Here is a 13,892-nt window from a genome sequence, read left to right as displayed (position 1 = left end):
GGGTCAGCGCGGGCGGTGCACGCCGAGCCGGACCGAGAGCGTGACCGAAACGGGCTCGGGCAGCGCGGCGATGCGCGCGGCGAGCCGTTCCGGCTCGGCGTGCCAGGCGCTCGGTCCCATCCCGACGAGCGTGGTGACCTCGGCGCGGGTGAGCGTCAGCCGGGCCCGGTGCCCCGTTGCGGACTCCTCGCTGAAGTGGGCGCCGAGGCTGCCCGCGACCCGGTCGGCCTTGGCCGGGTCCACCCGCAGCAGGCCCAGCGCCTCGACCAGTTCGGCCAGGTGGTCGGCGGCCGGGGTGACGACGAGCAACGCGCCGCCGGGGTCGAGCACCCGGTGGAACTCCGGGCCGTTGCGCGGCGCGAACACGTTCAGCAGCACGGTCACCGACCGGTCGGCCAGCGGCAGGCGCTGCCAGGTGTCGGCGAGCGCGGCGGCGGCCCGCGGATGGGCGCGGGCCGCGCGGCGCAGCGCCGGCTTGGAGACGTCCAGGGCCAGGCCGGCGGCGTCCGGCAGCGCCGCCAGCACCGCCGCGAGGTAGTGCCCGGTCCCGGCGCCGGGTTCCACCACCAGGGGGTACGGGTCGACGCCCGCGACGCGGACCGCGGTGTCGGCGAGCGCGGCGGCGACGGTGTCGTAGTGGCCGGCGGCGAGGAAGTCGGCCCGGGCGGCGACCATGTCGGCGCTGTCCCCGGTGTGCGGGGAGCGGCCGGCGAGCAGGTTGACGTACCCCTGCCGGGCGGTGTCGAAGCTGTGTCCGCGCGGGCAGCGCAGGGCGCGGGTGGTGCCGGCGGTGGTCCCGGTGAGCGGTTCGGCGCAGACCGGGCAGCGCAGCCGGGCCAGGACGCGGTCGTCCACGGCTCAGCCCTTCGCTTCCGGGTGACCGGTGAGATGGTCGATCACCCGCTGGCTGAGCGTGCCGAGCGCGGACACCTCGGCCGGGGTGAGCCGGTCGATCAGGTGCCGCCGGACGGCCGCGACGTGTCCGGGCGCGGCGGCCTCGACGGCCTGGCGTCCGGCCGGGGTGAGCACGACGACCGAGCCGCGGCCGTCGGTGGCGCACTCCTCCCGGGTGACCAGGCCGCGTTGCTGCATCCGGGAGATGTGGTGGGACAGGCGGCTGCGGGACCAGAGCATCCGGTCGGCGAGTTCGCTGAGCCGTAGCCGTTGTTCAGGGGTTTCGGACAGGTCGCTCAGGACGTCGTAGTCCGGCTCGGAGAGACCGGCGTCCTGCATCAGTTCCCGGGCCAGTTCCAGGTCGAGCAGGCGGCGCATGCGGCGGTAGCCGCGCCACGCGCGCTCCTCCTGCTCGTCCAGCCAGCGCGGTTCGTCCATGCGCCGATCCTACCGGTGTTGTTGACATGTCACCAATCCGCGGTCTAGCTTGATGACATGTCAACCAAACTGCCGTCCCGGACGGTGCGGCTCCTCACCGGCCTCGCGCTGTTCGGCGTCAGCGTCGCGCTGATGCTCCGCGCCGACCTGGGGCTCGCGTCCTGGGACGTGCTGCACCAGGGCGTCGCCGACCGCACCGGCCTGCCGATGGGGCTCGTGGTCAACGGGGTGGCGCTGCTGGTTCTGCTGCTGTGGATCCCGCTGCGGCAGCGCCCCGGCGTCGGCACGGTGGCGAACGTCGCGCTCGTCGGCCTGGCACTCGACGCGACGCTGGCAGTGCTGCCGCCGCTCGAACCACTCGCCGGCCGCATCGGCCTGCTGGTAGCAGGCGTCGTGCTCAACGGCCTCGCCACCGCGCTCTACCTCGGCGCCCGGCTCGGCCCGGGCCCGCGCGACGGGTTGATGACCGGCCTGGCCGCCCGCGGCCTCCCGCTCGGCCCGGCGCGCACCGGGATCGAGGTGACAGTCCTGGCGGCCGGCTGGCTGCTCGGCGGCACCGTCGGCCCCGGCACCCTGCTCTACGCGATCGGCATCGGGCCGATCGTCGCCTGGTTCGTCCCCCGACTCGCCGCGCCGTCCCCGGCCGCCACCCCGACAGGAGCCACCTCGCCATGCCCCGCCTGAACGTGATCGTCGCCAGCACCCGTCCCGGCCGGGTCGGCCGCCGCATCGGTGACTGGTTCACCGCCGCCGCCGTCCGCCACGCCGGCTTCGACGAGGTACGCCTCCTCGACCTGGCCGAGGTCGGGCTGCCCTTCCACGACGAGCCGCACCACCCGTCCGAGCGGGTCTACCTGCACGAGCACACCCGCGCCTGGAGCACCGAGATCGAGGCCGGGGACGCCTTCGTCCTGGTGATGCCGGAGTACAACTACGGCTTCAGCGCGCCGCTGAAGAACGCGATCGACTACCTCTACCACGAGTGGCAGCACAAGCCGGTGGGCTTCGTCAGCTACGGCATGACCTCCGGCGGTCTGCGCGCGGTGCAGATGATCAAGCAGGTAGTGACCACGCTGAACATGACCCCGGTCAACGACGCGGTGGTCGTCTTCCTGCGGCAGGCGCTGGACGAGGCGGGCGAGCTGCGACCCGACCCGGCTCGCGAGGAGGCTGCCGCGCTCATGCTGGATCAGCTCGCCCGGCTGGCCGCCGCGCTGGCGCCGCTGCGGGTGACGGCGTGAGCGCGGCGGACGCGCGGCTGTGGGAGCTGTTCGGCGAGCGCGGGCGCGGGGTGCTCGTCACGCTGCGCCGCGACGGCCGGCCCCAGCTGTCCAACCTCGACTACCTGGCCGAGCCCGACCTGATCCGCTGCTCGACCACCGACAACCGGGCGAAGGTGCGCAACCTGCGCCGCGACCCCCGGGCCAGCTTCCACGTGACCACCCCCGACGGCGGGGCGTACGCGGTGGCCGAGGGCACCGTGACGCTCACCCCGCCGGCCGCCGCCACCGACGACGCGAGCGTCGAGGAACTGGTCGAGGTCTACCGGCGCATCCGCGGCGAGCACCCCGACTGGGCCGACTATCGCGCCGCCATGGTGGCCGACGGGCGGCTGGTCCTGCGGCTGGCGGTGGAGCGGGTGTACGGCTGGCGGCCCTGAACCGGCCCGGTCCACCGCCGCGCCCCTGCCGGGGGTGACTAGGGTCGGAGCATGGTCGCAATCTCGTACGAGGACATCGTCAAGGTCCCGAAGGCGCTGCTGCACGATCACCTCGACGGCGGCCTGCGGCCCGCGACGATCGTCGAACTGGCCGCCGAGGTCGGCCACGAACTGCCCACCACCGACCCGGCGGCGCTCGGTGTCTGGTTCGCCGAGGCGGCGAACTCCGGCTCGCTGGAGCGCTACCTGGAGACGTTCGCGCACACGGTGGCGGTCATGCAGACCGCCGGCGCGTTGCGCCGGGTCGCCCGCGAGTGCGCGCTGGACCTGGCCGCCGACGGCGTGGTCTACGCCGAGGTGCGGTTCGCCCCGGAGCAGCACCTGGAGCAGAACCTGACGCTGGACGCGGTGGTCGACGCGGTGGTCACCGGGTTCCGGGAGGGCAGCGCGCTGGCCGCCGAGGCCGGCACCCCGATCCGGATCGGCACACTGCTCACCGCCATGCGGCACGCCGCCCGCTCGCAGGAGATCGCCGAGCTGGCCGTGCGGCACCGCGACACCGGGGTGGTCGGCTTCGACATCGCCGGCGCCGAGGCGGGCTTCCCGCCCACCCGGCACCTGGACGCGTTCGAGTACCTCCAGCGGGAGAACTTCCACTTCACCATCCACGCCGGGGAGGCGTTCGGCCTGCCGTCGATCTGGCAGGCGATCCAGTGGTGCGGCGCGGATCGGCTCGGTCACGGCGTACGCATCGTCGACGACATCACTCCCGGCAACCCGCCGGTGCTGGGCCGGCTGGCCGCGTACGTGCGGGACAAGCGCATCCCGCTGGAGCTGTGCCCGTCGTCGAACGTGCAGACCGGCGCGGCGGCCTCGATCGCCGACCACCCCATCGGCCTGCTGCGCGACCTGCGGTTCCGGGTGACAGTGAACACCGACAACCGGCTGATGAGCGGCACCTCGATGTCCCGGGAGATGGCGCTGCTGGTGGAGGCCTTCGGCTACGGCTGGAAGGAACTCCAGTGGTTCACCATCAACGCGATGAAGAGCGCGTTCATCCCGTTCGACGAGCGCCTGCGGATCATCGACGAGGTGATCAAGCCGGCGTACGCCGAGCTGATCGGCTGATCACGACTGGCGGGGGTGGCCGGAGAGCAGCGCGGCCACCCCGCGCAGCACCTGACCGGCCCGGGCCGCCTCCGCGCCCAGCCCGGTCTGCCGGCGCAGCACGGCCGGCTCGGCGCGCAGCAGCGCGACCCCGCGTCGCAGCAGCACCCGGGGGGCCTTGCGCTGCTCGGCGAGATCCCGGGCGAGGCGGCGCAGGAACGTCGCGCCGCGCGGGCGGCGCAGCGCGTACGCCCCGGCGAGCAGCCCTCGCCGCCGGCACTCGGCCACGATCTCGGCGGCAAAGATCCCCTCGGCGACAAAGATTGGCGATCCGTCGATGTCAAATGGCCGGGTGGCCACCCTGCGGTCCGCGCCGATCGCATAAACCGGCACTTCGGCCTTGCCCTCCCGGGCCAGTCGGGTGATTGTTTGCACCGCTGTGTCCGCATCCCAGGACAGTGGGGACTCCCAATCCACCTGTCCGTTCCGACGTGGACACGTAGGGTCATCGCCGTCCTTGTAGAAGTCATCCAGGCAGAGCACCGGAAGTCCGGTTCGCTGCGCTATGTATGACTTTCCTGACCCGGAAGGGCCAGCGAGCAGGACAACGCGATGCGGATGTTCCATTACCTTCAGTGACTCCGGCCAGACGGATTGCTATCAAATTGCATCAACATCTCATCACACCTCCGGTGAGGGACAACCTGGTCTTTCTCTTTGCGGGGCGGCGTGATGGAATCTCGGAGGTCCGACCCGCCGGGTCGGTCGCTCGGCGTTGCCCTCAGGCAGCGTCGGGCGCGGTAATGCGAGGGCGGTGACGTGAGCAAACGGCCAACGACGGCGGGCTCCTTCCTGTCGCGGCTGCGCCGGCCGATGAATCGGCTGCGCGACATGCCGATCTGGTCCAAGCTCGGTCTGATCATGATCGTGCCGACCATCGCCACGGTCGTGGTGGGCACCAGTGGTCTGGTCGACCACCTGGAGACGCTCAACAATGCCAACCGGGCGGGGGATCTGGCCAACCTGATCGGCTACTCGGGTGACCTGGTCGACACCGTGCAGGACGAGCGGGTCGGCGCCGTGCTCTTCCTCGGCGCGAAGGAGTTCCAGACCCGGGCGCAGTACCAGGAGGGCTACAACCGGACCAACCAGCGGGTGGACCAGGCGAAGTCGCCCTACCTGCGGCAGCGTGGCGAGATCGACGACCTGCCCCGCAACTTCGTCGGGCTGCTCGACACGATCGACACCCAGCTGAAGGACCTCCCGGCGACCCGGAGCCAGGTGCTGAACGGCAAGCTCAAGATCAATGACGCCGACCAGGCGTACCGGCAGCTGATCGAGGACCTGCTGTCGATCCGCGACTCGGCCACCCAGCTCGCCGGTGACAACGACCTGAGCGACCGGATGCGCGCGGCCGGCGCGGTGGCCCGGCAGAAGGAATACCTGACCCAGCGCCGCGTGGTCGTCCACCAGGCGATCACCCAGAACCAGTACACCGCCGCGCTGCGCGAGCAGTTCATCGCCAGCGGCACCGGCCAGGCGCAGTCGCTCGCGACGTTCCAGGCGATCGCCACCGAGCCGGACAAGCTGTTCTACGACCAGACCGTCTCCGGGCCCGACCTGCGCAAGGCGGACCGCTTCACGAGCTTCATCTCCAGCAACAACAACGGCTCGATGGCGAACGCCCCGTTCGGCCCGGACCAGTGGGACCAGACCATGGTCGCCAACGCCAAGCTGATGCGCAGCGTGGAGTCCCGCCTCGACGGCAACGTGGTCCGGCAGGCCGACGCGCTGCGCTCGGACACCCAGCGCCAGGTGTTCCTGGAGACCGGCCTGCTGCTCACCATGCTGCTGCTGGCCATCCTCTTCGCGTACCTGGTCGCCCGCTCGATGGCCCGCTCGCTGCGCGACCTGCGCCAGGGCGCCCTGGCGGTGGCCCAGTACGGGCTGCCACAGGCGGTCGCCCGGCTACGCGACCCGCAGGTGACCGGCCAGCTCACCCCGGTGCAGCTGGCCAACCAGATCGCCGAGCCGCTGCCGGTGCGCAGCAAGGACGAGTTCGGCCAGGTGACCGAGGCGTTCAACGCCGTCCACCTGGAGGCCGTCCGGACCGCCGCCGAGCAGGCCGCCCTGCGGGCGTCGGTCGCCACCATGTTCGTCAACCTGGCCCGCCGCTCGCAGATCCTGGTCGACCGGCTGATCGGCCACCTCGACCGGCTGGAGCGCGGCGAGGAGGACCCGGACCGGCTCGCCGAGCTGTTCCAGCTCGACCACCTGGCCACCCGGATGCGCCGCAACGACGAGAACCTGCTGGTGCTCGCCGGCGCGGACTCCACGCGCGTGCAGCGCGAGCCCGCCGCCCTGATCGACGTGCTCCGCGCCGCCCAGTCCGAGGTCGAGCACTACACCCGGATCGAGTTCGGGGTGATCGACCGGGACATCGAGGTCGCCGCCCACGCGGTGAACGACCTCGTGCACCTGGTCGCCGAGCTGTTCGACAACGCGACCGCGTTCTCCCCGCCCGACTCCCAGGTCATGGTGGAGGCCCGCCGGGTCGGCGACCGCGCCTCCCTCTACGTGGAGGACCGGGGCATCGGCATCAGCCCGGAGCAGCTCCGTGACCTCAACGAGCGGCTGGCCACGCCGCCGCAGGTGGACGTCGCGGTCTCCCGGATGATGGGCCTGGTCGTGGTGGCGCGGCTGGCCGCCCGCCACGGCGTCCGGGTCGAGCTGCGACCGGGCACCGACCGCGGCACCGTCGCCGACGTCACGCTGCCCACCACGGTCCTGGTGCCGCGCGCCCTGGCCGGCCGCGGACAGCCGGGGCCGGCCCTGCCGGCCGCCGGTCCGCAGCAGAGCGGCCCGACCCCGGCCTTCGGCGCCCTGGCCGCCTTCGGCAGCAGCCCGCAGAGCCTGCCGCCGGCCCCGCACCCGGGCGCCTCCGGCAACCAGGTCACGCTCGGCGGACGCGCGTTCGACCCGGCGTCCCGCAACGGCTCCGGCACTCCGGCGAACGCCGGTGGCGGCCGCGCCATGCCGGCCTGGTCCGACCTGACCGGCGCCAACCCGGGCGGCGGGGACGGCGCGTTCGGCTCCCGGCCCTCGTCCGGTTCCGGGTTCGAGCCGCTGCCCCAGCGGCGCAACCCGGCCGAGGGCGACCCGGGCACCAGCGGCCAGCAGCCGGCGATCCCACGCCAGCTGCCGAGCAGCCCCGAGGCGCGGCCCTACAGCCCGCCGCCGGTCTCCGCGCCGCCGGTCCCGCCGGTGTCGGCGCCGCCGCTGCCGCCGGTCTCCGGCGCCCCGGCCGCCGGGCACCAGCTGCCGTACCGTCCGGTCTCGGCCGCCCCGGTCTCCGGTGACCCGTGGTCCGGCCGTCCGGTCTCCGCCGCGCCGGTTTCCGGCCAGCCCACGTCGGCCGTGCCGGTCTCCGGTCAGCCGACCGGTTACCAGGTCTCCGCGCCGCCGGCGAACCAGCTGCCGGCGCGCCCGCAGACGCCGATGCCGGGCGTGGGCGCGCCGCCGGTCTGGCCGCCGGTCGCACCGCCCCCGGCCCCGGCCCCCGTGGCGCCGGAACGGCCCACCAGCGGCATGGACATGACCACCGAGCTGCCCCGGGTGCCGCGCACGGAAATGCCGGCCACCTCGCAGCCCGCGACCGGCCAGCCGGCCGCCGCCACCCCGGCGACGAACCGGCCGGCCGCCACCCCGGCGGCGCGGCCGGCCCCGGCGCAGCAGCAGGGCAACCGCCAGCGGTACGCGGACGAGACGATGGAGCTGCCGATCTTCCGGGAGCTGGAGTCGGCGTGGTTCCGTACCCGCCGGCCCGGGCCCAACGAGGAGGCGGCGGCTCCCGCCCCGGCCCCGACGACGAACGGCGGCGCCGCCACCCAGCAGTTCGCCAAGGTGGACACCGCCGGCCGGCCGGTGCCGCAGCCGACACCCGCAACGACAGGTAACGCACCGATGGCACCCACTCCGACGGCCGGCGGAGCACCGCGTGACAACGGCGCGGCGAACGGGAACACCCGTCCCGCGTACGCCGGAGGGCTGCCGACCCGGCAGCCGACCGCGTCGCCGCAGTCCTCGCCCTGGCAGACCGCGGCCGACGACGGCTGGCGCGCCGCCTCGGCGGCCACCGAGGTGCCGGTCGCGGAAACCACCCAGAAGGGCCTGCCGAAGCGGAAGCCGATGGCCCAGCTCGTGCCGGGCAGCATCGACAAGCCTTCTGCCTCGGTGCAGCGGCGGACGCCGGAGGGCGTCCGGGGTCTGCTCTCGGCCTACCATCGGGGCGTGCAGCGCGGGCGTAACACCGACAGCAACACGACCGGCCCGGAGGGCACTCCGGGCGGGCAGCAGTCCTCGCAGTCTGGCTCAGGCCCGGTGGCCGGGAGCGGGCAGAAGGAGCAACAAGGATGACTACTACGCAGGATCTCGGATGGCTGCTCGCCAACTTCGCCGACCGGGTGCCCGGTGTGGCGCACGCGGTCGCGGTCTCGGCCGACGGCCTGCTTCTGGCCTCGTCCCGTGACCTTCCGCGGGACCGTGCCGACCAGCTCGCCGCGATCGCGTCCGGTCTGGTCAGCCTGACCCAGGGCGCGGCCCGCTGCTTCGAGGGCGGAGCGGTGTTGCAGACAGTCGTCGAGATGGACAACGGTTTCCTGTTCCTGATGTCCATCTCCGACGGTTCGTCGTTCGCCGTGCTGGCGGCGCGGAGCTGCGACGTGGGTCAGGTCGGGTACGAGATGGCCCTGCTCGTGGACCGGGTGGGCGATGCCCTGACGCCGCAGCCGCGCACGGCTGTGGGGATGATGGGCTGAATGACGCGCTGGCCGGTGGGTCAGGTGCGGGAACAACAACGACAGCGACGAATGTCACCGGGGCGAGCCGGTGCCGGGTACGAGGGAGGTGAGCGGCGACATGGATCGTGACGAGCCGACCGGCGCATTGGTCCGGCCGTACGCCGTCACCCGTGGTCGTACCCGTCCCCGGCTCGACATCGCCCTGGAGGCGCTCGTCGAGACGACGGTGCGCGGCCGAGCGGTTGCCACTGGCAATGGTGGCCACGGTCGTGAACACCAGTACATCGCCGCGTTGTGTGACGGACGTGTGCAGTCGCTCGCCGAAATCGCGGCGCGGATGCAGCTTCCGCTCGGCGTGGCCCGGGTGCTCATCGCCGACATGGCGACGGACGGCCTGGTCGCGGTCCACGAGCCGACCATCCTGGACGACTCCGACGACGCGGTGGGCACTGAACTGCTGGAGAGGGTGCTGAGTGGACTTCGCAGGCTCTGACATGTCGCACCGGCCGCCGGCCCCGAGCGGGCGCGTGACGTCGGCGAAGATCGTTATCGCCGGTGGGTTCGGCGTCGGCAAGACGACGCTGGTCGGCTCGGTCTCGGAGATCACGCCGCTGACCACCGAGGCGATCATGACCTCCGCCGGTGTCGGCGTCGACGACACCCGGCAGGTGCCGGGCAAGACGACGACCACGGTGGCGATGGACTTCGGTCGTATCTCGATCGACCGTGACCTGATCCTGTACCTCTTCGGTACGCCGGGTCAGACGCGGTTCTGGTTCATGTGGGACGAGTTGGTCCGGGGTGCGATCGGCGCTGTCGTGCTGGTCGACACCCGGCGGCTCGCCGACTGCTTCGCCGCCATCGACTTCTTCGAGCACCGGCGGCTGCCGTACCTGGTGGCCATCAACTGCTTCGACGGCATGCAATACCACGATCCGCAGGACGTCCGGGACGCGCTGGCGATCTCCCGCGACGTGCCGGTGGTGCCGTGCGACGCCCGTAACCGGGAGTCCACGAAGCACGTGCTCATCTCGCTCGTCGAGTACGTGCTCACCATGCGGCGCTCGCGGGCCGTCGCGCCCGCCTGACCGACGCGCGGAAGCGCCCGGCGGCCTGAGGCCACCGGGCGCTTCCTGCCGTCCGGGGTCGGACACGGTACGCGGTCGACCGGTGACCCTCCAGGTAGGACGGTCGCCGGGCGTCGTTCCGGTCAGGCGTACCGGGTCCAGCTGCCCCGGTAGACCTGGTAGACGGCGAGCGAGTCGCGCTCCATGCCGCCGTGCCGCCCGGCGCTGAACGCGTACCCGCCCGCGATGCCCTCGACGGTCTGCGCCTGGAGCAGGGCCCGCAGCCGGCCCCGGTCCAGGCTCGTCGCCATCCGCGCCGACATGGCGAGGAGCTGGAGCGCGTCCGAGGCGTACGGGGCGAAGTCCGGGCTGCCGCCGTGCCGCTGCGTGTAGCGGTTGGCGAAGTCCCGCCGGGCCAGCTGCGCCGTGGTGGTGGCGACCGCGCCGGAGATGTCCAGGCAGGCCGGGTGCACCGCGTACGCGCCCTCCACCGCGGCGGCGTTGGCGCCCTGCACGGTGTCGTCGGCGACCGCGCCGGCGTCGAAGAAGATCGGGCCGCGGTGCCCGGCGGCGCGGAGTTCCCGGGCCGCGGCGCCGGAGTCCGGCGCGGTAGCCCAGATGACCACTCCGTCCTCCGTGCCGCCCGCGACCCGGTCGGCGGCGGCGCGGAAGCGCCGGCCGGTCCCCGGCAGGCGGACCGTGCGGGCCAAGTCGGTGCTGCTGTCGGCGAGCGCGTCCCGCATCGCCCGCACACCCGAGTCACCGTGCAGCCCGCCCGCGGCCAGCAGGGACACCTGCCGGACCCGCTTCGACTTGAACAGCTCCACCAGGCGGCCTGCCATGTCGACGGCGTCCGGGGTGAGCTTGTAGGTGAACGTGCGCTCGTCCAGCGGCAGCACGATGCGGTCACCGTAGCCGAGCGACAGGAAGGGCGTCTTGACCCGCTGGGCGGCCGCAGCCAGGGCGGCGGAGGTCTCGCCGAGCACGCCGCCGATCAGCGCCTGCGCCCCGGCCCGGGTCAGGTCTGCGGCATGACGGGCCGCGACCTGAGGATTGCTGCCGTTGTCCAGGATCTGGAGCCGGACCGACCGGACCAGGTTGCCGACCGGGATGCCGGTGCGGTTGAGCGAGTCGGCGGTGAGTTGCAGGGCCTGCCGCTGGGCGGCGCCGAGCAGTGCCCCCGCGCCGGTCAGCTCCAGACTCGCGCCGACGATCAGGTCCTGGTCGCTCGGCGCGCTGCTGGACGGGCCGTCGTCCGGCCGCTGACCCTGCGGCGCGCAACCCGCGAGCAGCAGGCTCCCGGCCGCGGCGGCCAGGACGCCCCGACGGGTGAGCACAGTGGAGTCGAACGCCGGTGTCGCCATTGGAATCGCCTTCCCACCCCGGCGATCAGGCGCCGCCGCTGGTCCGCCGGGTATGTTCCCGGCCGGTCCGACCCAGCGTCAAATCACCCGGGTGTGGGATGAAACACCCCAACTGCGGACTCGGCGAACCCCGATCAGGAGCGGTAGCCGGCCGAGCGGTACTCGTACTCCCGGTCGTCCTCGCGGTCCCCGCTGTCGCGGGTGAAGTCCCAACCGCCGGCCGCCTCGCGGCCCGGACGGCCGCCCACGGCGAAGCCGCCGATCTCCTGGCCACGCCGCCAGCCCCGGAAGTATCCGGTGGTGTTCTCGGCGAGGCTCGCCGCGTTCCGGACGATCCGCAGGGGACGCTCCTCGCGCAGCGGAGAGCCCGGCACCAGGTTGGCCTGCGGCACCCGCTTCGGCAGGCCGGCCTTGGTCTCCGCGCCGACGGCCGGACGGGCGGCCTGCTCGGCCGCCTGCCAGCCGGTGTCCGCAGTGCTGGACCACTCCAGGTCGGCCTCGTCGCCGTGCCCGACGAACCAGGCGGACTTGGCCTGCGCGAAGATCAGCAGGTCGCCGTCGCCGTCGTCGGAGACCGGCGGCGGCCGGTGCTCCTTCGGCGCGGGACGCCGCTCGGGCGGGGCCGGAAGTGCGGCGCGGCTCGGGTCGCCATGGTCGACGAGGCGCAGCGGCGGCGTGTCCAGCCCCGGATCGGCCGGCCGGCTCATCTCGCCGCGCAGCGCCCGGTCGGCCAGCGGCGGCGGCTCCACCAGCCGCAGCATCGGCGGCTCCTGCGGGAGGTCGTCGGCGAGCCACGGCGGGGTGACCCGGCCCGGGTCGCTCGGCGCGTCCACGCCCCGCCCGTACGCGTAGGTGGTGCCCTCCCGCTCCCGGGCGGTGTCGTCCTCGTTGTTCACCAGCGGCCAGTTCGCCCGGGAGCCCGGCGGCGCGGCCTCCGGCGCCGGCGGGCGCGGAGCCGGCACCGGGATGCTCAGGTCGGTGGCGCTGAACCCGCCGGTCGGCGGCTCCTGGTGCTGATTGGTCTTGGGACGGGGCGGGATGACGGTGCGCTGCCGCTCCGCCCGCGCCTTGTTGATCGCCGCGGTGGTCAGCGTCGGGCGGAACGGCTCGCCGGCCTCGGCCGGTGGCACGGCGCCGCGCGGCGACGGGGCGATCGGGGTGATGCCGGGCGGCGGCGGGGGCGGCGCCGAGATCGGCCGGTTGGTGGGTCCGTCCACCCGCGACGGCAGCGGCGCGCCGGTCGGCTCGGGCCGGGACTGCGGTGCGGAGGCCGGGCGGCCCAGCGAGGCCGCCGGGGCCACGGGCGTCACCGGGGCCGGGGCGACCGGCGGAGGCGTGACCGGAGCGGGTGCCACGGGCGGCGGGGCGAGCGGCCGGGGCGTCGTCGTGGCGGCCGGGCCGGAGACCGGCTCGGGCCGGCCGCGGCGCCCGCCGGGGATCGGCTCCGGGCGACCACGTCGCCCGGTCGGCTCGGGTGCGCCGGCCGGCTCGGGACGACCACGGTGGGATGCCGGCTCGGCGACCGGCTCGGGCTGGACCGGCCGCACCGCGCGCAGGTCGGTGGCCGGGGGCAGCTCGTCGACCTGCTCACCGCGTCGGGCGGCGGCCCGGCGGCCGGTCGCGGGCGCGAGAGCGGGAGCGGTGCGTTCGGCGAGCGCGCCCACGAGCGCGTCGCATCCGGCGTCACAGGTCCGGACGGAGGCGACCGCCTGCCGTACCGTCTCGGCGACGGCGGCGGTGAGCGTCCGGTTGACGGTGGCCCGCCGGGGTGTCTCGGAGATGGCGACCCGCAGCGCGGTCACCGCGTCGGAGACGGCGTCGGCGTCCGCCACACCCTCGGCGACCAGATGGGCGACCACCGCGTCGGCGGTCAGCCCGCCGTCCCGGCCACGGGCCGCGGAACCGGTGAGCATCCCCGGCTCGGGCAGCGCGTCGAGAACCGCGAGGGCGACCCGGTCCGCCGGGTCCGGGTACGCGCGCAGCGCGGCCGGGTAGAGCTCGCGGAGCACCTCGCGCAGCGTCACCGCGGCCGAGTGGCGGCCGCTCGCGAGCGCCGCGTGCGCGGCCAGGACCTGCGTGTATCCGGCGAGTTCACGCGGCGCCGGGAGGGTCACCGCGGAGAGCGCGCCGGCCTGCAGCGCGCGGGCCAGCCCGACCGCGCGGCGCTCGGCGGGCGGGGACTGCATCTCCTCCAGGGAGTCGTCGTCGGCGAAGCGCTCGGCGAAGTCGTCGACCGAGTCGTCGTCGGCGATCGCCAGCGGACGGCCGGCGGCGCTCAGCAGCGAGGTGACGATGTGGTCGTCACTGTCCGCGGCGATGGCCGCGCCGCTCGGACCGCCGGACCGCTCCACCAGCAGCGCGACCAGCTGGGCGTACCCGGCGGCCTCGTCCCCGATCTCACAGACGTGCAGCAGACGGCCTGCGTCGTCGACCACAGCGGACGTCAGCGTCGTTCCGGCCGAAGCCGTTCGGTCGGCCGGATCTGCCGAGGCCAGACCGCAGTACACGCGCACGAGCGCCACGGCGTCGTCCTCCTCCCGGGACACAGGTCTTGTTCTGCCAG

General features: G+C 74.0%; 13 protein-coding genes. 8 read left to right on the top strand and 5 right to left on the bottom strand.

Annotated elements, in window-relative coordinates; genetic code table 11:
• Positions 1–3: 3 nt before the first annotated feature.
• The gene (locus AMK25_RS01310) at positions 4–855 is read right to left on the bottom strand and encodes a putative RNA methyltransferase (RefSeq protein ID WP_073825260.1); all 852 of its coding nucleotides are present in this window, start codon (positions 853–855) and stop codon (positions 4–6) included.
• Between the two features lie 3 nt (positions 856–858).
• Complete coding sequence (locus tag AMK25_RS01305) at positions 859–1,332, bottom strand: MarR family winged helix-turn-helix transcriptional regulator (RefSeq protein ID WP_073825257.1); 474 nt, start codon at positions 1,330–1,332, stop codon at positions 859–861.
• 57 nt (positions 1,333–1,389) lie between these two features.
• Here AMK25_RS01305 and yczE point away from each other — a divergent pair, with 57 nt between their 5' ends.
• Genes yczE through AMK25_RS01285 form a run of 4 tightly spaced genes read left to right on the top strand, consistent with a single transcriptional unit; the run spans position 1,390 to position 4,120 of the window.
• Positions 1,390–2,016, top strand: coding sequence for a membrane protein YczE (yczE, locus tag AMK25_RS01300; RefSeq protein ID WP_073825253.1), 627 nt, complete (start codon positions 1,390–1,392; stop codon positions 2,014–2,016).
• Positions 2,004–2,573, top strand: coding sequence for an NADPH-dependent FMN reductase (locus tag AMK25_RS01295; RefSeq protein ID WP_073825249.1), 570 nt, complete (start codon positions 2,004–2,006; stop codon positions 2,571–2,573). Before yczE ends, AMK25_RS01295 begins: the two co-directional genes overlap by 13 nt.
• Complete coding sequence (locus AMK25_RS01290; RefSeq protein WP_073825246.1) at positions 2,570–2,992, top strand: PPOX class F420-dependent oxidoreductase; 423 nt, start codon at positions 2,570–2,572, stop codon at positions 2,990–2,992. Before AMK25_RS01295 ends, AMK25_RS01290 begins: the two co-directional genes overlap by 4 nt.
• 51 nt (positions 2,993–3,043) lie before the next feature.
• The gene (locus AMK25_RS01285; RefSeq protein WP_073825242.1) at positions 3,044–4,120 is read left to right on the top strand and encodes an adenosine deaminase; all 1,077 of its coding nucleotides are present in this window, start codon (positions 3,044–3,046) and stop codon (positions 4,118–4,120) included.
• On the opposite strand, the gene AMK25_RS01280 is transcribed toward AMK25_RS01285, so the two are convergent.
• On the bottom strand, positions 4,121–4,534 hold the full coding sequence (locus tag AMK25_RS01280) for a hypothetical protein (RefSeq protein WP_241826207.1): 414 nt from the start codon (positions 4,532–4,534) through the stop codon (positions 4,121–4,123).
• 384 nt (positions 4,535–4,918) lie between these two features.
• Here AMK25_RS01280 and AMK25_RS01275 point away from each other — a divergent pair, with 384 nt between their 5' ends.
• From AMK25_RS01275 to AMK25_RS01260, 4 genes are all read left to right on the top strand, one after another.
• Entirely contained in the window at positions 4,919–8,515 is a 3,597-nt protein-coding gene (locus tag AMK25_RS01275) for a sensor histidine kinase (protein ID WP_073825235.1), read from the top strand.
• Positions 8,512–8,916 (top strand): roadblock/LC7 domain-containing protein, encoded by a 405-nt coding sequence (locus AMK25_RS01270; protein WP_013283992.1) that lies wholly within the window; start codon positions 8,512–8,514, stop codon positions 8,914–8,916. The genes AMK25_RS01275 and AMK25_RS01270 overlap by 4 nt, the downstream gene beginning before the upstream one ends.
• 100 nt (positions 8,917–9,016) lie before the next feature.
• Positions 9,017–9,391: a DUF742 domain-containing protein gene (locus tag AMK25_RS01265; RefSeq protein ID WP_073827018.1), complete on the top strand. Its 375-nt coding sequence runs from the start codon at positions 9,017–9,019 to the stop codon at positions 9,389–9,391.
• 1 nt (position 9,392) lies between these two features.
• Positions 9,393–9,986: a GTP-binding protein gene (locus tag AMK25_RS01260; RefSeq protein ID WP_030501201.1), complete on the top strand. Its 594-nt coding sequence runs from the start codon at positions 9,393–9,395 to the stop codon at positions 9,984–9,986.
• Positions 9,987–10,108: 122 nt separating this feature from the next.
• On the opposite strand, the gene AMK25_RS01255 is transcribed toward AMK25_RS01260, so the two are convergent.
• A complete protein-coding gene (locus tag AMK25_RS01255) occupies positions 10,109–11,329 on the bottom strand; it encodes an ABC transporter substrate-binding protein (protein ID WP_073825232.1) in 1,221 nt (406 codons plus the stop codon).
• A gap of 134 nt (positions 11,330–11,463) precedes the next feature.
• Positions 11,464–13,875 (bottom strand): transposase, encoded by a 2,412-nt coding sequence (locus AMK25_RS01250; RefSeq protein WP_073825228.1) that lies wholly within the window; start codon positions 13,873–13,875, stop codon positions 11,464–11,466.
• Positions 13,876–13,892: the final 17 nt, after the last annotated feature.

Source organism: Micromonospora sp. TSRI0369, assembly GCF_001905625.1.
Classification (GTDB): domain Bacteria; phylum Actinomycetota; class Actinomycetes; order Mycobacteriales; family Micromonosporaceae; genus Micromonospora; species Micromonospora echinospora_A.
Note: the sequence above shows the minus strand (reverse complement) of the source record. Positions and strands in the feature narration are given on the sequence as shown.

Excerpts from the sequence above, each read along its gene's own strand:
- AMK25_RS01305 (WP_073825257.1), bottom strand. The coding sequence starts at position 1,332 with ATGGACGAACCGCGCTGGCTGGACGAGCAGGAGGAGCGCGCGTGGCGC.
- yczE (WP_073825253.1), top strand. The coding sequence starts at position 1,390 with ATGTCAACCAAACTGCCGTCCCGGACGGTGCGGCTCCTCACCGGCCTC.
- AMK25_RS01295 (WP_073825249.1), top strand. The coding sequence starts at position 2,004 with ATGCCCCGCCTGAACGTGATCGTCGCCAGCACCCGTCCCGGCCGGGTC.
- AMK25_RS01285 (WP_073825242.1), top strand. The coding sequence starts at position 3,044 with ATGGTCGCAATCTCGTACGAGGACATCGTCAAGGTCCCGAAGGCGCTG.
- AMK25_RS01270 (WP_013283992.1), top strand. The coding sequence starts at position 8,512 with ATGACTACTACGCAGGATCTCGGATGGCTGCTCGCCAACTTCGCCGAC.
- AMK25_RS01265 (WP_073827018.1), top strand. The coding sequence starts at position 9,017 with ATGGATCGTGACGAGCCGACCGGCGCATTGGTCCGGCCGTACGCCGTC.
- AMK25_RS01260 (WP_030501201.1), top strand. The coding sequence starts at position 9,393 with ATGTCGCACCGGCCGCCGGCCCCGAGCGGGCGCGTGACGTCGGCGAAG.
- AMK25_RS01255 (WP_073825232.1), bottom strand. The coding sequence starts at position 11,329 with ATGGCGACACCGGCGTTCGACTCCACTGTGCTCACCCGTCGGGGCGTC.